Below are 19,346 nucleotides of genomic sequence, written 5' to 3'. Positions count from 1 at the left end.
TCGCCGTCGCAAGGAAGCTCCTCGTCGTCCTAAACGCCATCATCCGTGATAAAAAAGCTTTCGCATGAACACAGTTGCCATGCCGTGACCTAGGGGCGATGCTACGGTGCAGAATTATCGCTCTGATAAAGGTCGCATATCCTCGACCCCTGCATTTGTCTCGAAAGTAACGGCATGGATCCTAGGGTCTACGCTCCGCTCCGCGGAGCTCCGCCCTAGGATGACGACATCGGAGACTAAAGCGGCACCACTTTGCCGTCGGCCAGGGTGACGCGCCGGTCCATGCGCGATGCCAGTTCGTGATTGTGTGTGGCGATCAGCGCTGCGAGGCCCGACTGCTTGACCAGCGCCGCCAGCGCCTCGAACACATAGGAGGCGGTGACCGGATCGAGATTGCCGGTCGGCTCGTCGGCCAGCAGCACCAGCGGCGCATTGGCGACCGCACGCGCAATGGCGACGCGCTGCTGCTCGCCGCCTGAGAGCTCGGACGGCCGGTGCGAGGCGCGCTTGCCGATCTGCATATAGTCGAGCAGCTGTGCCGCGCGCTCGGCCGCGTCCTTGCGGCTCAGCCCTTTGATGAGCTGCGGCATCATGATGTTTTCCAGCGCCGAGAATTCCGGCAGCAGATGATGGAACTGGTAGACGAAGCCGACATCGTTGCGGCGGATCGCCGTGCGCTCGTCGTCGGAAAGCCGCCCGCAGGCACGGCCGGCCAGGATGACGTCGCCGGCGTCGGGACGCTCCAGCAGGCCGGCAGTGTGCAGCAGCGTCGACTTGCCGGTGCCCGACGGCGCCACCAGCGCCACCATCTCGCCGCGCTTCAGCGAGAAGTCCGCACCGTTCAGGATGGTGAGCTTGCGCGGCCCTTGGACGTAGTGCCGCTCGACGCTCTTCAGCTCGATAATGACCTCGGCCACTATTCGTACCTCAAGGCTTCGACCGGATCGAGACGCGCGGCGCGCCATGCCGGGAACACCGTTGCCAGGAAGGACAGGCCGAGCGCCATCAGGACGACATAGGTCGTCTCGCGCGGATCCATCTTCGCCGGCAGCTGGCTGAGGAAATAGAGCTCCGGGTTGAACAGCACCTTGCCGGTCATCCATGAGAAGAACTGGCGGATGGATTCGATGTTGGTGCAGATCAGAACGCCGAGCAGCACGCCGGCAAGCGTGCCGGTCACGCCGATCGCCGCACCCGTCATCAGGAAGATGCGCAGGATGGCGCCGCGCGACGCCCCCATGGTGCGCAGGATGGCGATGTCGTGCCCCTTGTCCTTCACCAGCATGATCAAGCCGGAGATGATGTTCAGCGCCGCCACCAGCACGATCAGCGTCAGGATCATGAACATGACATTGCGTTCGACCTGCAGGGCGGAGAAGAAGGTCTCGTTGCGCTGTCGCCAGTCGACCATGTCGATCGGCCGCTGCGCCGCCGCCTCCACCTTCGGTTTCAGCGCATCGACATCGTCGGGATTGTCGACATAGATCTCGATCGTCTGCGCCCGCCCGTCCATGTTGAAATAAAGCTGCGCTTCCGAGAACGGCATGTAGACGATGGACGTGTCATATTCGGACATGCCGACTTCGAAGATCGCCGCGATCTTGTAGCCCTTCATGCGCGGCGTCGTGCCAATCGGCGTCACGTCGCCGTCGGGCGAAATCAAGGTGATGGTATCGCCAAGCGTCAGGCCGAGATTCTCGGCCATGCGCTTGCCGATGGCTACGCCCTCGCCGGAGTCGAAATCGGCGATCGAACCCTGCTTGATGTTGCCGGCAACGATGGCGATCTTGCTCAGATCCTCACCGCGTATGCCGCGCACCAGCGCTCCGGTTCCGCCGCCGACATTGCCTTGCGCAAGCACCTGGCCATCGATCAGCGGGATGGCGTATTTGACGCCTGCTACACCGTTGATGCGGCTGGCGACCTGCGCGTAGTCCTCCAGGGGCGAATCGAGCGGCTGCACAATCAGATGGCCATTGACGCCGAGGATGCGCGTCAACAGCTCCGCTCTAAAACCGTTCATCACCGCCATGACCACGATCAGGGTGGCGACGCCCAGCATGATGCCGAGGAACGAGATCGAGGCGATCACCGAGATCACCGTCTCCTTGCGCCGCGAACGCAGATAGCGCCAGGCGACCATGCGCTCGAAGATGGAAAAGGGTCCGGCGCCGACCGATCTTGCCGCCACCGCCTCGCTCATGCGGCGACACCGAAGCGCTTTTTCGCGTCCGCGATCGGCAGCGTCTCGCGCTCGCCGGTCTTGCGATTCTTGATCTCGATCTCGCCGGCGGCGACACCACGCGGCCCGACGATCACTTGCCAGGGCAGGCCGATCAGGTCGGCGGTGGCGAATTTGCCGCCCGGCCGCTGGTCGGTGTCGTCGTAAAGCACGTCCTTGCCGGCGGCGACGAAAGCGGCATGCAGTTCGTCGCAGACGCGGTCGCACTCGGCGTCACCCGCCTTCATGTTGATCAGCCCGATGTCGAACGGCGCCACCGCCTCCGGCCAGATGATGCCGTTGTCGTCATGGCTGGCTTCGATGATCGCCGCGACCAGCCGCGACGGACCGATGCCGTAGGAGCCGCCGGAGACGAAATGATCCTTGCCGTCGGGTCCGGTGACCTTGGCGCCCATGGGCTTCGAATATTTGTCGCCGAAATGGAAGATGTGGCCGACCTCGATGCCGCGCGCCGAGACCTTGTCGCTCTCGCCGATCCTCTCCCACGCCGCCTCGTCATGCATCTCGTCGGTGGCCGCGTAGGGCGTCGTCCATGTCTTGACGATGTCGGCGATCTCGGCGTCGTTGGCAAAGTCGGTGTTGGCGCCGGGCACATCGAGCGAAAGATAGTCGCGGTGGCAGTAGACCTGGCTTTCGCCGGTGTCGGCCAGGATGATGAATTCATGGCTGAGATCGCCGCCGATCGGCCCGGTATCGGCCCGCATCGGTATGGCCTGCAGCCCCATGCGCGTAAAAGTCCGGAGATAGGACACGAACATCCTGTTGTAGGCCGCCCTGGCGCCCTCGAAGTCGAGGTCGAAGGAATAGGCGTCCTTCATCAGGAATTCGCGCGAACGCATGACGCCGAAGCGCGGCCGCACTTCGTCGCGGAACTTCCACTGGATGTGGTAGAGATTGAGCGGCAGGTCCTTGTAGGACTTCACATAGGCGCGGACGATCTCGGTGACCACTTCCTCATTGGTCGGGCCGTAGAGCATGTCGCGGTCCTGCCGGTCCTTGATGCGCAGCATCTCCTTGCCGTAGTCGTCATAGCGGCCGCTTTCGCGCCACAGATCGGCCGACTGGATGGTCGGCATCAGGATTTCCAGCGCACCGGCGCGATTCTGCTCCTCACGGATGATGCGGCAGACCTTGTCCAGCACCCGCTTGCCGAGTGGCAGCCACGAGAAACTGCCCTGCCCCTGCTGGCGGATCATGCCGGCGCGCAGCATCAGCCGGTGCGAGACGATCTCGGCCTCGCGCGGGTTTTCTTTGAGGATAGGCAGGAAATAGCGCGACAAACGCATGGACTGGTCCGTGAGTGAGGAGGGTCGCGTCAGAATCGGCGCGACTTTGGCTTGCTTGACCCGGCTTCATAGCCATTTCAAGGCGGAATGGGAACCCGGACGCTGCGGCCCGAAAAGCGGCAATCGATTTTCAAAAAGCACGGGATAGCCGGGATCAGAAGCGTCGCACCGTCCTTCGCCCGCCCAGAAGACCCACGGCGCCGCAAGGCCTCCCGGTCACCGCGCGCGTCTTGATGACCGTTCGCCAAGCAACGCCTGCCACACTATTGTGCAGTGCAGCACGAGAATGCCCGTTTCAAGGCAAAATTCTTCGTGACATTGTCATTCGCCTTAGGCTAATGTACCTCGATAACCGAGAGGGTAGAAAAAAATCTGCTCTCCTACGCGGTCAAAGTCTTGGGAGGATGCGATCTAGGCGCGGTTACTCGCTGCCGCCGGAAACCGGAAACAGATCGGACGCGTTTAAATTGCAAGGCCTCGTGCCTTGCATTTTTTTTGTGCAATCATCTGCTTAGCGCAATGCGTTGCCAAACCACCTTACCTAGCGTCAGCGCTAGTCCGGCCGCAAAACGACACAGCATTCCTGTCTGGAACCAAGCTGTTCCGACGGATGAAAACGTCTTTGCCGAACAAATCTTCTTGGGCCGGGACCGGCTATTTGGCTGGGGTTTGGCTGAATTCCGGCACGATGTGCGGGATGTCGTTGAGGCTGTATCCCAGCCCATGCGTCAGGCCATAGAAAATGCCCATCAGGATCGCGGTGGCGACGGTGGTGCGGATCACGGCGCGCAGCATGTGAGGTCCGCGCGGCGCGCTCGGAACCGTGCCAAGCGTCACGTCACGATCGTCGTCCTGCGTCCTCACGCTGAACGGCAGCACAGCGAACAGCACCACCCACCAGGTCGCGAAAAACAGGGCGGTGAACGAAACCCAGCTCATGATTGCTCCAGTTCGATCAGCGTTCCGAAAAAATCCTTCGGATGCAGGAACAGGACCGGCTTGCCGTGCGCGCCGATCTTCGGGTTGCCGTCGCCCAGCACGCGGGCGCCGGCGGCCTTGAGCTGATCGCGCGCGGCCAGGATGTCATCGACCTCATAGCAAAGGTGATGCATGCCGCCGGAAGAGTTCTTCTCCAGGAAGGCGGCGATCGGCGACCCCTCGCCCAAAGGCTCCAGAAGTTCGACCTTGGTGTTGCCGACATTGACGAACACCACCGTCACGCCATGCTCCGGCAGCGCCTGCGGCGCGGTCACTTCGGCACCCAGCGTGTTGCGATAAGCGGCGACGGCGGCCGCCAGGTCCGGCACGGCAAGCGCGACATGGTTCAGACGTCCGAGCATTGGCACTCCCAGCTAAGGGAGTAGGGGAATAAGGGAGTAGGGGAAGACAGATATATCAGCTGCTTGCTCTTCCTACTCCCCTATTCCCCTACTCCCTTTCGTCACCTTGTAACGAATACAGTCACCAGCGGCTTCTTGCCCCAGGCTTCGTTGGCGGCGCCGCGCACGGCGCGCCGCACTGCTTCCTGCACCAGGTCGAGGTCTTTTCGGCGCTGACGGGGGATCGAGTCCACCGCGCCGATTGCCGCATCGATCATCAGATCTTCCAGCGACTCGCCACGGCCATCGGCCTCGGCGACACCGATGGCGACCAGGTCGGGATCGCCGGCAAGCTCATATTTGTCGTCGAGCACGACATTGACCGCGACATGGCCGGCAAAGGACAGCTTGCGCCGGTCACGGATGCCCATCGCCTGATCGGTGCCGATCAGTCTGCCATCCTTGTAGATACGGCCGAACGGCACCTGATCCATGATGGTGGCTGGGCCGGGAGCAAGCCTGAGCATGTCGCCGTCGCGCACCTGCGCCACCTGGCCGATGCCCGATGTCGACATCAGCGAGCCCTGCGCCACCAGATGTGCCGCCTCGCCATGCACGGGAACGCCGATCTGCGGGCGTACCCATTCATACATCTTGCGCAATTCGCTGCGCCGCGGATGGCCGGAGACATGCACCAGTGCATCGCCGTCCTCTATGATCTTGACGCCGAGGTCGATGAGACGATTCTTGATCTCGAGGATCGCCTTCTCGTTGCCGGGAATGGTACGCGAGGAAAACACCACCGTGTCGCCTGCCGTCAGTGACACCGACTTCATCTCTTCGCGCGACAGCTTGGCCAGTGCGGCCAGCGGCTCGCCCTGGCTGCCGGTGCAGATGATGACCAGGTTTTCGCGCGGGATGAAACCAAAATCCTCCTCGGCGATGAACTCCGGCAGACCGTCCATGTAGCCGAGTTCGCCGGCCACATCGATGACCCGCTTCAGCGAACGGCCAAGCACCAGGCACTGGCGTCCGGCATCGCGCGCCGCCTTGGCAATGGAGACGATGCGTCCGACATTGGAGGAGAATGTGGTGACGGCGACACGGCCCTTGGCAGTCTGGATGACGCCCTTGAGGCCCTCGCCCACAGCCACTTCCGAAGGCGACTCACCTTCGCGCAGCGCATTGGTCGAATCGCAGATCAGCGCCAGAACGCCCTTGTCGCCATAGGCCCGGAAACGCGCCTCGTCGGTCTTCGGCCCGATCGTCGGCTCCGGATCGATCTTCCAGTCACCGGTATGGATGACGGTGCCGGCCGGTGAGGTAATCGCCAGCGACATCGGCTCGGGAATCGAGTGCGCGACCGGAATGGCTTCGATCTCGAACGGGCCGACGGTGAATTTCTCGCCCGCCCGATAGATCGTGACCGGTATTTTCGGCGCGCCCTGCTCGCCTTGCCGCTTGGCTTCCAGCAGGCCGGCGCTGAACGGCGTCATCCAGACCGGCGCCTTCAGCTTCGGCCATGTGTCGAGCAGAGCGCCGTAATGGTCTTCATGCGCATGCGTGATGATGATGCCGCGCAGATTGGCGAGGTTCTCCTCGATGAAGCGCGTGTCGGGCAACACCAGGTCGACGCCCGGCAGGCTGGCATCGGGGAAGGTCACCCCGACATCGATGACGATCCATTCGCGCGCATTGGGCGGCCCGTAGCCGTAAAGAGCGAAGTTCATGCCGATCTCGCCGACGCCGCCGAGCGGCACGAAGACGAGTTCGGCGGTTTCCGCTTTCGCCATGATTTTTCCCTTCCTGGCCCTCAGGCCAAGCCTAAAAAGCAATTCCGGGAAAAGTCTGTAACGGTTTTCCCACCGGAGTTGCGCAAAAACAAACAGTTAGAACCGTTCATGAACGGCCCTATGCCCTGGCCGAAGCGACCGCGCCGAAATGCACATCGCCGGCGGCGATCGTCCGAACCGAACCTTCATCGTCGCGGATCACGAAACGGCAGTCCTCGTCAATGGTTTCAAACACCCCACGCACCACATTACCGTCAATTCTGACAGCAACCTCGCCGCCAAGCCCCGCAGCACGATCAAGCCACCGTCGCCTGACGGCGGCAAGTCCGCGCCCCTCGTCCCACAATCGGGCATTCTCGCTCCAGGCATCCGACAGCGCCAGGAACAGTGTTTCCGCATCGCATGCCGCGCCCAGCGCGCTGAGTGATGTTGCGGGATAGGGCAAATCCTCGGGGTATGCCACCACATTGACGCCGATTCCGACCGCCACCGCAAAACGGCCGCCTTCCAGAATTGCCGATTCCAGCAGGATGCCGGCCAGCTTGGCGCCGGAGGCAAGCACGTCGTTCGGCCATTTCAGTTCGAAACGGTTCTTTCCTTCGCTGCCACCGTCGAGGCCGATGGCGATCCGGCCTTTCGGCACCACGGCGTCGAGCGCATCGGCCAGCGCCAGTCCGGCGACGAAGCCCAGCGTCGCGGCAAGGCGAAGCTCTGCCTTGGTGATGACCAGCAGCGTCGCCGCGAGGTTGCCTTCTGGCGTCGCCCAGACGCGGCCGCGCCGGCCACGCCCACTTTCCTGTTTCTTGGAAACGACCCACAATTTGCCGGGGTCGCCTGCCCTTGCGTGGTCCAGTGCCAGCGCATTGGTGGAGCCTACGCTCTCATGCGCCTCGAGCCGGAACCCATCCGACGCCGAGGTTGGAGCCAGCCGAAATGCCATGCCGACTAGAAAAACGTCTTGGCGGCGGCTTCGGCATAGGTGCCGATCGGCCCGCCGATCAGCACGTAAAACAGCACGAAGGCGCCGGAGACGCCGAGCACGACACGCAATTCGCTCGCCATCGGCACGAAGCCGCCGACCGGTTCGTCGAACCACATGATCTTGATGATGCGCAAATAGTAATAGGCGCCCACCACCGAGGCCAGCACGCCGATGATCGCCAGCGCGTAGAGGTTGGCGTTGATGGCGGCGAGGAAGACGTACCACTTCCCCCAGAAGCCGGCGAGCGGCGGGATGCCGGCCAGCGAGAACATCAGGATGGTCAGGATGGTCGCCATGATCGGATTGGTCGACGACAGGCCGGCCAGGTCGCTGATCTGCTCGACATTGCCTTCCTTGCGCCGCATGGCGAGGATGAAGGCGAAGGTGCCGAGCGTCATTACCAGATAGATCAGCATGTAGATGGCAACGCCGCGAACGCCGGCCTGGCTGTTGGCGGCAAGGCCGACCAGCGCATAGCCCATATGGCCGATCGAGGAATAGGCCATCAGCCGCTTGATGTTGGTCTGGCCGATGGCGGCGAAAGCACCAAGCGCCATCGAGGCGATCGAGATGAAGACGATGATCTGCTGCCAGTCTGCGGCGATCGGCTTGAACGCACCCATGGTGACGCGCACCATCAGCGCCATCGCCGCCATCTTCGGTGCCGCCGCCAGAAAGGCCGTCACCGGTGTCGGCGCGCCCTCATAGACATCGGGCGTCCACATGTGGAACGGCACCGCCGAGATCTTGAAGGCCAGGCCGGCCAGCACGAAGACGAGGCCGAAAACGAGACCGAGCTGGCGCTCGCCGCTGCCGAGCGCAGAAGCGATCTCCTGGAAGCCGGTGTTGCCGGTGTAGCCGTAGACCAGGCTGATGCCATAGAGCAGCATGCCCGACGACAGCGCGCCGAGGACGAAATATTTGAGGCCAGCCTCAGTCGAACGCAGATTGTCGCGGTTGATCGCGCACAGCACGTAGATCGCCAGCGACTGCAGCTCGAGGCCGAGATAGAGGCCGATCATGCCATTGGCGGAGATCATCAGCATCATGCCGAGCGTGCAGAGCAGGATCAGCACCGGATATTCGAACTTGTCGAAACGCTCCGCCTTGGCAAAGCGCATCGACATCACCAGCGTCACCGCCGAGCCGACCAGCGCCAGCACCTTCATGAAGCGGGCGAAGGAATCCTGGATGAAGGCATGGCCGTAAGCGCTGCCCTGCCCGGTTCGGAAGATCAGCCAGGCGCCCGCGATCGCCAGCACGGCAACCGCAAGGCCGGTTACCGTGTTGGCCGTGTTGGCGCGCGAATAGGCTCCGACCATCAGCAGCGCCAGCGCGCCGACGGCAAGGATCAGCTCTGGCGTCGAGAGCGACAGGCTGGAGAGAAGGTCCGGCGTCATGGTTCGCAAAACCTCTGGTCAGTTCGCCGCCGCGGTCTGCGCGGCGCCGATGGATGCAGTGACATTGGTGACGAGCGACTTGACCGATTCGGCCGTCGCGTCGAAGACCGGGGCGGGATAGACGCCGAAGAAGATGACCAGCACGACCAGCGGGTAGATGATCACCTTCTCGCGCGGCGACAGGTCGAGCAGGCCCTTCAGGCTCTCCTTGGTCAGTGCGCCGAAGATCACCCGGCGGTAGAGCCAGAGCGCGTAGGCGGCCGACAGGATGACGCCGGTGGCGGCGAAGAACGCCACCCAGGTGTTGACCCGGAACACGCCCAGCATGGTCAGGAACTCGCCGACGAAGCCGCTGGTACCGGGCAGGCCGACATTGGCCATGGTGAAGATCAGGAACACCGTTGCGTATTTCGGCATGTTGTTGACCAGGCCGCCATAGGCCGCGATCTCACGTGTGTGCATGCGGTCGTAGATGACGCCGACGCACAGGAACAGCGCGCCGGAGACGAGGCCGTGGCTGAGCATCTGGAAGATCGCGCCCTGCACGCCCTCCTGGTTCATGGCGAAGATGCCCATGGTGACGAAGCCCATATGAGCAACCGACGAATAGGCGATCAGCTTCTTCATGTCCTCCTGCATCAGCGCCACCAGCGAGGTGTAGATGATGGCGAGGACGGACAGCGCGAAGACCAGCGGCGCGAACATTTCCGACGCCAGCGGGAACATCGGCAAGGAGAAGCGCAGGAAGCCGTACCCGCCCATCTTCAACAGGATGCCGGCCAGGATGACGGAGCCCGCCGTCGGCGCCTCGACGTGCGCATCGGGCAGCCAGGTGTGCACCGGCCACATTGGCATCTTCACCGCGAAGGAGGCGAAGAAGGCAAGCCATAGCCAGGTCTGCATGTTGGCCGGGAAGTTGTGGGTCAGCAGCGTCGGGATGTCGGTTGTGCCGGACTGGAAGAACATCGCCATGATGGCGAGCAGCATCAGCACGGAGCCGGCGAGCGTGTAGAGGAAGAACTTGAACGAGGCGTAGACGCGCCGCTTGCCGCCCCAGACGCCGATGATGATGAACATCGGGATCAGGCCGGCTTCGAAGAAGACGTAGAACAGCACGATGTCCAGCGCGCAGAACACGCCGATCATCAGCGTTTCGAGCAGCAGGAAGGCAATCATGTAGGCCTTCACGCGCTTCTCGATCGATTCCCACGACGCCAGGATGCACAGCGGCATCAGGAACGTCGTCAGGATGACGAACAGCATCGAGATGCCGTCGACGCCCATATGGTAGGAAATGCCGGAGTCGAGCCACGCGACCTTCTCGACGAACTGGAAGCCGGACTGCGAATTGTCGAATCCGGTCCAGATGAACAGCGAGATGATGAACGTGAACGTCGTCGTCAACATCGCGATGGCGCGGATATTGCGGCGTGCATTTTCGCTGTCGTCATTGATGAACAGGATAAGCAGCACACCAACCAGCGGCAGGAAGGTGACCAGCGAGAGGATTGGCCAGGCGGTCATCAGAGCATCATCCAGGTGACGAGTGCGGCAACGCCGATCAGCATGGCGAAGGCGTAGTGGTAGAGATAGCCGGTCTGCAGCTTGACGACGCGGTCGGTGACATCGACGACGCGCGCCGAAATGCCATCCGGGCCGAGGCCGTCGATGATGGTGCCGTCGCCGGTCTTCCACAGGAAATGGCCGAGGCGCTTGGCGGGCCGCACGAACAGGAAGTCGTAGAGCTCGTCGAAATACCACTTGTTGAGCAGGAAGGCGTACAGCCCGCGATGCTGCGCGGCGAGGTTGACCGGCATTTCCGGCGAGCGGATGTAGAATTTCCAGGCCAGCGCGAAGCCGATCAGCATGGCGATGAAGGGCGACAGTTCGACCCACAGCGGCAATTCGTGGATGTCGTGCAGGATGTGGTTGTCAGGCAGCGTGAACAGCGATGCCTTCCAGAACTCGGCATAGCCCTCGCCGATGAAGGCGCCGTGGAAGATGATGCCGGCAAACAGCGCGCCCGCGGCCAGGATGAACAGCGGCACCAGCATCACCGGCGGCGATTCATGGACATGGTGCATCACCTCATGGCTCGCCCGCGGCTTGCCGTGGAAGGTCATGAAGATCAGCCGCCAGGAGTAGAAGGAGGTGAAGCAGGCGGCGATGACCAAAAGCACGAAGGCCATGCCGGCAACCGAATTGTGGCCGGCAAAGGCGCTCTCGATGATGGCGTCCTTGGAGAAGAAGCCGGCGGTGCCGATGACCGTCACCGGAATGCCGACGCCGGTCAGCGCCAGCGTGCCGATCACCATCATCCAGTAGGTGGTCGGAATCAGTTTCCTGAGGCCGCCCATCTTGCGCATGTCCTGCTCGTCGGACACGGCATGGATGACCGAGCCCGAGCCGAGGAACAGCAGCGCCTTGAAGAAGGCATGCGTGAACAGATGGAAGATCGCCGCGCCATAGGCGCCGACGCCGAGTGCCACGAACATGTAGCCGAGCTGCGAGCAGGTCGAGTAGGCGATGACGCGCTTGATGTCGTTCTGGACGAGACCGACGGTGGCCGCGAAGAAGGCCGTGAAGGCACCGATGAAGGTCACGACAGTCAGCGCCGAATGCGAGAGTTCGAACAGCGGAGACAGCCGTGCCAGCATGAACACGCCGGCCGTCACCATGGTGGCGGCATGGATCAGCGCGGAAACCGGTGTCGGGCCTTCCATGGCATCCGGCAGCCAGGTGTGCAGGGGCACCTGCGCCGACTTGCCCATGGCGCCCATGAACAGCAGCAGGCAGACGATCGTCATGGCCGCCTGCTTGTCCAGCGCATAGCCGAGGAAGGTCAGCACGGCGGCACCGTGCGGCGCGCCTTCAGCGGGGATGAACGTCGCCGCATTGGCGAAGATGGTGCCCAGATTGACCGAGCCGAACAGCACGAACACGCCGAAGATGCCGAGCGCGAAGCCGAAATCGCCGACGCGGTTGACGACAAAGGCCTTGATTGCCGCGGCATTGGCCGACGGCTTCTTGTACCAGAAGCCGATCAGCAGGTAGGACGCCAGCCCCACGCCTTCCCAGCCGAAGAACATCTGCACGAGGTTATCCGCCGTCACCAGCATCAGCATGGCGAAGGTGAACAGCGACAGATAGGCGAAGAAGCGCGGCCGGTTCGGATCGTGGTGCATGTAGCCGATCGAATAGATGTGGACCAGCGCCGACACGGTGTTGACCACCACCAGCATGACCACCGTCAGCGTGTCGATCCGCAGCGCCCAGGACGCTTCCAGTCCGCCCGACTGTATCCAGCGCAGCACCGGCACGGTGAACACCTCGCCATGGCCGAAACCGACGGTGAAGAAAGCGACCCACGACAGCACGGCCGCGATCACCAGGAAACCCGAGGTGATGTATTCGGACGCCTTGGCGCCGAGCGACGTGCCGAACAGGCCGACGATCAGGAAGCCGAGCAGGGGAAGGAAGACGATGGCCTGATACATGGTGGTTCCGTCAACCCTTCATCATGTTCACGTCTTCGACCGCGATCGAGCCGCGGTTGCGGAAGAAGACGACGAGAATGGCAAGTCCGATGGCGGCTTCAGCCGCCGCGACCGTCAGCACGAACAGCGCGAACACCTGACCGACCAGATCGCCGAGTGCCGCCGAAAAGGCGACGAAGTTGATGTTGACCGCCAGCAGGATCAGCTCGACCGACATCAGGATGACGATGACGTTCTTGCGGTTCAGGAAGATGCCGAACACGCCGAGCGTGAACAGAACAGCCGATACGGTCAGATAATGTGCGATGCCGACAACCATCTCAGAGTCCCTCGCCTGTCTTGACCTTGCGGATTTCCATGCCGGTCGCCGGCGTGCGGCCGACCTGGGCTGCGATCGACTGCCGCTTGACGCCTGGCTTGTGGCGCAGCGTCAGCACGATGGCGCCGATCATGGCGACCAGCAGCACGAGGCCCGAAATCTGGAAGTAGTAGAGGTAGTCGGTATAGAGGATGTCGCCGAGCGCGGCGGTGTTGGTCCGCGTGGCGAGATCCGGAATGGGCTTGGAGACCGTCGAAGCGAGCTGCGGCGCGAAGGTGTAGCCGCCGAGAACCACGATCAGCTCCGCCGCCAGGATCAGCCCGACCAGCGCGCCGATCGGCGCATATTGCAGGGCGCCGCTCTTCAGTTCGGCGAAATCGACGTCGAGCATCATGACGACGAACAGGAACAGAACCATCACCGCGCCGACATAGACGACGAGCAGGATCATCGCCAGGAATTCGGCGCCGGTCAGCATGAACAGGCCGGCGGCGTTGAAGAAGGTCAGGATCAGGAACAGCACCGAATGCACGGGGTTGCGCGACGAAATGACCATGAACGCCGATGCCACCGCGACAAAGGCGAAGAGGTAGAAAAAGGCCGCCTCTAGTCCACTCAACATTGGGGATCCCCCGGGTTCCTGTCCGAAACAGGACGCTCGTCCTGTTCGATTTTTGCGACCGCCTCCGGTCGGCAAGTTGTGTCCTTAGACGAGGCCCCTCGCCCCGTCCATGCGTCAAATATCAGCGGTATGGCGAGTCCAGCGTGATGTTGCGCGCCAATTCGCGCTCCCACCGGTCGCCATTCGCCAACAGCTTGTCCTTGTCGTAGTAGAGTTCCTCGCGCGTCTCCGTCGCGAATTCGAAATTCGGCCCCTCGACGATGGCGTCGACCGGGCAGGCTTCCTGGCAGAAGCCGCAATAGATGCACTTCACCATGTCGATGTCGTAGCGAACCGTACGGCGCGTGCCGTCATTGCGACGCGGGCCGGCCTCGATGGTGATGGCCTGCGCCGGGCAGATCGCCTCGCACAATTTGCAGGCGATGCAGCGTTCCTCGCCATTGGGATAGCGGCGCAAAGCGTGCTCGCCCCGGAAGCGCGGGCTGGTCGGCCCCTTCTCGTGCGGATAGTTGATCGTCTCCTTCGGCGCGAAGAACTGGCGCATCGACAGGAAGAAGGCGCTGACGAAATCCTGCAGCAGCAGCGATTTGGCGGCTTGGGAAAGAGCGGACATCACGCAAACCCCGTGATCTTGAGGAAGGCCGCGGTGGCGACCACCATGAACAGCGAGATCGGCAGGAACACTTTCCAGCCAAGCCGCATCAATTGGTCGTAGCGGTAGCGCGGCACGAAGGCCTTCACCATGGAGATGCCGAAGAACACGAAGCAGACTTTCAGCACGAACCAGATGACGCCCGGCACCCAGGTGAACGGCGCGAAGTCGAACGGAGGCAGCCAGCCGCCGAGGAACAGGATAGTGGCCAGCGCGCACATCAGCACGATGGCGACATACTCGCCGAGGAAGAACAAAAGGAACGGCGTCGACGAATATTCGACCATGTGGCCGGCGACCAGTTCCGATTCGGCTTCCACCAGATCGAAAGGCGGCCGGTTCGTCTCGGCCAGCGCCGAGATGAAGAAAATGATGAACATCGGAAACAGAGCCAGCCAGTTCCAGTCAAGGAACGTATTGGGCAGGCCAAGCCGCGTACCAATTCCATCATGCTGCGACAGCACGATATCGGTCAGATTGAGCGAACCAGCGGTGAGCAGAACAGTGACGATGACGAAGCCGATCGAGACTTCGTAGGACACCATCTGAGCCGCCGAACGCAGCGCGCCGAGGAACGGATATTTCGAGTTTGACGCCCAGCCGCCCATGATCACGCCATAGACTTCGAGCGAGGAGATGGCGAAGACATAGAGGATGCCGACATTGACGTTGGCGATCGCCCAGCCCTGGTCGACCGGAATGACCGCCCAGGCGGAGATCGCCAGCACCGCCGACACCAGCGGCGCCAGCAGGAACACGCCCTTGTTGGCGCCCGATGGAATGATCGGTTCCTTGAAGACGAATTTCAGCAGATCGGCGAAGGCTTGCAGCGTGCCCCAAGGGCCGACGACGTTCGGGCCACGGCGTAGTTGCACCGCCGCCCAGATCTTGCGGTCGGCGTAGAGGATGTAGGCGACGAAGATCAAAAGCACGACGATCAGCACGACCGACTTCAACAGGATCAGCAGCGCCGGCAGCACGTAGAAGGAGAAGAAAGTGTCCATGCTTATTCCGCCGCCTGCTTGAAGCCGCTCTTGGCCAGTGCCGAGCATTCCGCCATCACGGCCGATGCCCGCGCGATCGGGTTGGTCAGGTAGAAATCCGTCACCGGCGAGGTGAAGGTGCCCTTGTTCAGCCGCCCGCCGAGCTTCGCCACCTCGGCGATATCCTCGGCATTGCCGGCGGCGACCTGATCGATACGGGCCAGATGCGGGTATTCGCCATAGAGCTTTGCGCGCAGCTGCGGCAGCGAATCGAACGGCAGTTTCTTATCCAGCACATCGGACAGCGCCCGCAGAATCGCCCAGTCCTCGCGCGCCTCGCCCGGCGCGAAGCCGGCGCGGTTGGTCTGCTGCACGCGGCCTTCGGTGTTGACATAGGTGGCCGACTTTTCCGTGTAGGCGGCCGCCGGCAGGATGACATTGGCGCGGTGCGCGCCCTGGTCGCCATGCGTGCCGATATAGACGACGAAGGCGCCGCCGGTCTTGGCCATGTCGATCTCGTCGGCGCCGAGCAGGAACAAGAGCTCCATTTCGCCCAGCATGCCGGCAACGTTTCTGCCGCCCTCGCCCGGCACGAAGCCGAGATCGAGACCGCCGACGCGGCCGGCCGCATTGTGCAGCACGGCAAAGCCGTTCCAGTCGGCGCGAGCAGCGTTGACGGCGGCGGCGAGCTTGGCCGCCTGGCCGAGCACGGCCGCGCCATCGGCACGCGCCAGCGCGCCCTGGCCGACGATGATCAGAGGGTGTGTCGCCTTCTTCAGCGTCTGGAAGAACTTGCCGTTGCCGTCGGCCAAATCCTTCAGCGAATCCGGTCCGGCGCCCAGCTGTTCATAGTCGTAGCGGGTATCGCCGACATCGCCGATGACGCCGACCGGCAGATTGCCGATCCGCCAGCGCTTGCGGATACGGGCGTTGAGCACCGAGGCTTCATAGCGCGGATTGGCGCCGATGATCAGCACCGCGTCGGCCTGCTCGATGCCTTCGATGGTCGGGTTGAAGATGTAGCTCGCACGACCGAGCGCCGGGTCGAGTGCGGCGCCGTCCTGGCGGCAATCGGTGTTCTTCGAGCCGAGCGAAGCCATCAGCAGCTTGAGCGCATAGGTTTCCTCGACGGCGGCGAGATCGCCCGCGATAGCGCCGATCTTTTCGGGCGCCGTCTTCGACACCGCGTCCTTGATCGCGGCGAAGGCCTCGGCCCAGCTGGCGGCAACCAGCCTGCCGTCCTTGCGCACATAGGGGCGGTCGAGACGCTGCGTGCGCAGGCCGTCCCAGATGAAGCGGGTCTTGTCGGAGATCCACTCCTCGTTCACCGCCTCATTGACGCGCGGCAGGATGCGCATCACTTCGCGGCCCCGGCTATCGACGCGGATCGCCGAGCCGACCGCATCCATCACATCGATGGATTCGGTCTTGGTCAGCTCCCACGGTCGCGCCTGGAAGGCGAATGGCTTCGAGGTCAGCGCGCCGACCGGGCAAAGGTCGATGACATTGCCCTGCAGCTCCGACGTCATCGCCTGTTCGAGATAGGTGGTGATCTCGGCATCCTCACCACGGCCGATCAGGCCCAGTTCGGAAATGCCTGCGACTTCGGTGGTGAAGCGGACGCAGCGCGTGCAGTGGATGCAGCGATTCATCACCGTCTTGACCAGCGGTCCGATGTATTTGTCTTCGACCGCGCGCTTGTTCTCGTGATAGCGCGAGGAATCGACGCCGAAGGCCATCGCCTGGTCCTGCAAGTCGCATTCGCCGCCCTGGTCGCAGATCGGGCAATCCAGCGGATGGTTGATCAGCAGGAACTCCATCACGCCTTCCCGGGCCTTCTTGACCATCGGCGTGTTGGTGAAGATTTCCGGCGCCTCGCCATTCGGGCCGGGACGCAGGTCGCGTACGTTCATGGCGCAGGATGCCTGGGGCTTGGGCGGCCCGCCCTTCACCTCGATCAGGCACATGCGGCAATTGCCGGCGATCGACAGCCGCTCATGGAAGCAGAAGCGCGGCACTTCCGCGCCAGCGTCCTCCGCCGCCTGCAGCAGCGTGTAGTGGTCGGGTACAGTGATCTCTTTCCCGTCGACCTTGAGCTTTGCCATTCGCCTCAAACCCCTGCGGAGTTCCCGCAATCTCTTTTTCCGGACGCGGTCGAGACCACGTCGGGCACTTCATTCACTTCTTGACGGCGAGCGCCGCCGCTTGGGCTGTCCAATCGTCGCGGCCGATGCGGCCGCCGAGCGACAGATAGTCCTCGACCCAGGCAACCTCTTGCGGCGTCCATGCCGCGATCTGGGCATACGTCCAGATGCCGAGGCCGTTGAGAACCTTTTCCAGCTTCGGCCCGATGCCCGAGATGGCCTTGAGATCCGCCGGTTTGGCCGGCTTCTCCATGGCGTTGGGCTGCCTGAAATCCTCGGGCATCAGCGCATCGCCGGCGCCGCTTGTCGCCGGAGCGGCATTCGCGGCCGGCACGGCAGTGGCGGCTTCCTTGGCGGCAATATCGGTGACCTCCCTGGCGAAGGACTGCGCCTCGGCGATCATGGTTTTCGCCGTCGCCCGCGCCTTGGTGGAGGAAGAGTTCGGATCGTCGAACTGCGCGACGCGCGCCTCGAAATCATCGACGATCGGCTGCAGCAGCCGTTGCGAGGCCTCAGTCGCTCCCGAAAGCGCGCCCAGCCAGACGCCGAAAGCGTGGTTGGCGAGCCCGAGGCCAAGCGCCGACATCGCCGCCGCACCCGCCACGGGATGCACGAAAAGGTTGACGGCGCTGGCCATCTCCTTCGGCATCATCCTGGTCAAGTCCTGGTTCATCTTCTCGATCTGGTCCAAATTGGGCATCAGCGGGTTCGAATACGGCGCCATAGAGTTCTCCTGGTCGTTTCTTCGTTCGCCCCGCCCTTCGCTGCGGACTTTCGTCCCGCGTAAAACGTTCTTCTATTCCGCCGCCACCATCACAGGCTCGGCCCGGTGCGCATTGCGCGAAAACTCGTCGATGCGCCGCTCCACTTCGCCGCGGAAATGCCGCATGAGACCCTGGATCGGCCATGCCGCCGCGTCGCCCAGCGCGCAGATCGTGTGGCCCTCGATCTGCTTGGTGACGTCGAGCAGCATATCGATCTCGCGCTTCTGCGCCTCGCCGCGCACCAGCCGTTCCATCACCCGCCACATCCAGCCGGTGCCTTCGCGGCATGGCGTGCACTGGCCGCAGCTCTCGTGCTTGTAGAAGTAGGAAAGCCGCGCAATCGCCTTCACGACATCGGTCGACTTGTCCATGACGATGACAGCCGCGGTTCCAAGGCCGGATTTGAGGTCGCGCAAGGCATCGAAATCCATCGGCGCGTCGATGATCTGCTCGGCCGGCACCAGCGGCACCGAGGCGCCACCCGGTATGACCGCCAAGAGATTGTCCCAGCCGCCGCGAATGCCGCCGCAATGCGTCTCGATGAGCTCGCGGAACGGGATCGACATCGCCTCTTCGACCGTGCACGGATTGTTGACGTGGCCGGAGATGCAAAACAGCTTGGTGCCGACATTGTTGGGCCGGCCGAAGGACGAGAACCAGGCCGCACCGCGGCGCAGGATGGTCGGCGCAACCGCGATCGATTCGACATTGTTGACCGTGGTCGGGCAGCCATAGAGGCCGACATTGGCAGGGAATGGCGGCTTCAGCCTGGGCTGGCCCTTCTTGCCTTCGAGGCTTTCGAGGAGCGCTGTCTCCTCGCCGCAGATATAGGCGCCGGCGCCGTGGTGCATGTAGATGTCGAAATCATAGCCGGAGGTGTTGTTCTTGCCGATCAGCTTGGCCTCGTAGGCCTCCTCGATCGCGCGCTGCAGCGCCTCGCGCTCGCGGATGAACTCGCCGCGCACATAGATGTAGGCGGCAATCGCGCCCATGGCGAAACCGGCAAGCAGCGCGCCCTCGACCAGCGTATGCGGGTCGTTGCGCAGGATGTCGCGGTCCTTGCAGGTGCCGGGCTCGGATTCGTCGGCGTTGATGACGAGATAGCTCGGCCGGCCGTCGCTCTGCTTGGGCATGAACGACCATTTGAGGCCCGTCGGGAAGCCGGCACCGCCACGGCCACGCAGGCCCGACGCCTTCATCTCGTTGACGATCCACTCGCGCCCCTTGGCAACGATGCCGGGCGTGTTGTCCCAGGCGCCGCGCGCCATCGCGCCGGCCAAGGACTTGTCGAACAGGCCGTAGATATTGGTGAAGATGCGGTCTTTATCCCCGAGCATTTTTCG

Annotated in this window: 17 protein-coding genes; all 17 read right to left on the bottom strand. The window is 63.0% G+C overall.

Annotation, left to right across the window (positions count from 1 at the left end; translation table 11 throughout):
* Positions 1 to 236: 236 nt before the first annotated feature.
* On the bottom strand, positions 237 to 920 hold the full coding sequence (locus tag NKH52_RS21710; RefSeq protein WP_174800360.1) for an ABC transporter ATP-binding protein: 684 nt from the start codon (positions 918 to 920) through the stop codon (positions 237 to 239).
* Complete coding sequence (locus tag NKH52_RS21705) at positions 917 to 2,203, bottom strand: lipoprotein-releasing ABC transporter permease subunit (protein WP_352733341.1); 1,287 nt, start codon at positions 2,201 to 2,203, stop codon at positions 917 to 919. The genes NKH52_RS21710 and NKH52_RS21705 overlap by 4 nt, the downstream gene beginning before the upstream one ends.
* Positions 2,200 to 3,528, bottom strand: a complete 1,329-nt coding sequence (proS, locus tag NKH52_RS21700; protein ID WP_352733344.1) for a proline--tRNA ligase — start codon at positions 3,526 to 3,528, stop codon at positions 2,200 to 2,202. The genes NKH52_RS21705 and proS overlap by 4 nt, the downstream gene beginning before the upstream one ends.
* A 654-nt stretch (positions 3,529 to 4,182) precedes the next feature.
* The gene (locus NKH52_RS21695; RefSeq protein ID WP_352733347.1) at positions 4,183 to 4,467 is read right to left on the bottom strand and encodes a DUF1467 family protein; all 285 of its coding nucleotides are present in this window, start codon (positions 4,465 to 4,467) and stop codon (positions 4,183 to 4,185) included.
* A complete protein-coding gene (gene mce, locus NKH52_RS21690) occupies positions 4,464 to 4,868 on the bottom strand; it encodes a methylmalonyl-CoA epimerase (RefSeq protein WP_352733350.1) in 405 nt (134 codons plus the stop codon). Before mce ends, NKH52_RS21695 begins: the two co-directional genes overlap by 4 nt.
* Positions 4,869 to 4,969: 101 nt before the next feature.
* Complete coding sequence (locus NKH52_RS21685) at positions 4,970 to 6,640, bottom strand: ribonuclease J (RefSeq protein WP_352733353.1); 1,671 nt, start codon at positions 6,638 to 6,640, stop codon at positions 4,970 to 4,972.
* Between the two features lie 118 nt (positions 6,641 to 6,758).
* Positions 6,759 to 7,580, bottom strand: coding sequence for a biotin--[acetyl-CoA-carboxylase] ligase (locus NKH52_RS21680; RefSeq protein WP_023812378.1), 822 nt, complete (start codon positions 7,578 to 7,580; stop codon positions 6,759 to 6,761).
* Between the two features lie 5 nt (positions 7,581 to 7,585).
* Entirely contained in the window at positions 7,586 to 9,022 is a 1,437-nt protein-coding gene (gene nuoN / locus NKH52_RS21675) for an NADH-quinone oxidoreductase subunit NuoN (RefSeq protein WP_352733356.1), read from the bottom strand.
* A gap of 18 nt (positions 9,023 to 9,040) precedes the next feature.
* On the bottom strand, positions 9,041 to 10,546 hold the full coding sequence (locus tag NKH52_RS21670) for an NADH-quinone oxidoreductase subunit M (RefSeq protein ID WP_352733359.1): 1,506 nt from the start codon (positions 10,544 to 10,546) through the stop codon (positions 9,041 to 9,043).
* Positions 10,546 to 12,519: an NADH-quinone oxidoreductase subunit L gene (gene nuoL / locus NKH52_RS21665; RefSeq protein WP_128304420.1), complete on the bottom strand. Its 1,974-nt coding sequence runs from the start codon at positions 12,517 to 12,519 to the stop codon at positions 10,546 to 10,548. Before nuoL ends, NKH52_RS21670 begins: the two co-directional genes overlap by 1 nt.
* 10 nt (positions 12,520 to 12,529) lie before the next feature.
* Positions 12,530 to 12,838: an NADH-quinone oxidoreductase subunit NuoK gene (gene nuoK / locus NKH52_RS21660; RefSeq protein ID WP_010910101.1), complete on the bottom strand. Its 309-nt coding sequence runs from the start codon at positions 12,836 to 12,838 to the stop codon at positions 12,530 to 12,532.
* 1 nt (position 12,839) lies between these two features.
* Positions 12,840 to 13,460: an NADH-quinone oxidoreductase subunit J gene (locus tag NKH52_RS21655; protein WP_013531099.1), complete on the bottom strand. Its 621-nt coding sequence runs from the start codon at positions 13,458 to 13,460 to the stop codon at positions 12,840 to 12,842.
* Between the two features lie 121 nt (positions 13,461 to 13,581).
* Positions 13,582 to 14,073 carry an NADH-quinone oxidoreductase subunit NuoI gene (nuoI, locus tag NKH52_RS21650; RefSeq protein ID WP_136622278.1) on the bottom strand — a complete coding sequence of 164 codons (492 nt, stop codon included), beginning with the start codon at positions 14,071 to 14,073 and terminating at the stop codon, positions 13,582 to 13,584.
* The gene (nuoH, locus tag NKH52_RS21645) at positions 14,073 to 15,116 is read right to left on the bottom strand and encodes an NADH-quinone oxidoreductase subunit NuoH (RefSeq protein ID WP_352733363.1); all 1,044 of its coding nucleotides are present in this window, start codon (positions 15,114 to 15,116) and stop codon (positions 14,073 to 14,075) included. The genes nuoI and nuoH overlap by 1 nt, the downstream gene beginning before the upstream one ends.
* Positions 15,117 to 15,118: 2 nt before the next feature.
* Positions 15,119 to 17,200 (bottom strand): NADH-quinone oxidoreductase subunit NuoG, encoded by a 2,082-nt coding sequence (nuoG, locus tag NKH52_RS21640; RefSeq protein WP_352733366.1) that lies wholly within the window; start codon positions 17,198 to 17,200, stop codon positions 15,119 to 15,121.
* A 73-nt stretch (positions 17,201 to 17,273) separates the two neighbouring features.
* Positions 17,274 to 17,963, bottom strand: coding sequence for a helix-hairpin-helix domain-containing protein (locus NKH52_RS21635; RefSeq protein WP_352733369.1), 690 nt, complete (start codon positions 17,961 to 17,963; stop codon positions 17,274 to 17,276).
* 72 nt (positions 17,964 to 18,035) lie between these two features.
* Positions 18,036 to 19,340: an NADH-quinone oxidoreductase subunit NuoF gene (gene nuoF, locus NKH52_RS21630; RefSeq protein WP_023812385.1), complete on the bottom strand. Its 1,305-nt coding sequence runs from the start codon at positions 19,338 to 19,340 to the stop codon at positions 18,036 to 18,038.
* Between the last annotated feature and the right edge of the window lie 6 nt (positions 19,341 to 19,346).

Source organism: Mesorhizobium sp. M1066, assembly GCF_040318635.1.
Lineage (GTDB): Bacteria > Pseudomonadota > Alphaproteobacteria > Rhizobiales > Rhizobiaceae > Mesorhizobium.
The sequence above is the reverse complement of the archived record's forward strand: the minus strand, read 5'-3'. Positions and strand labels throughout refer to the sequence as shown.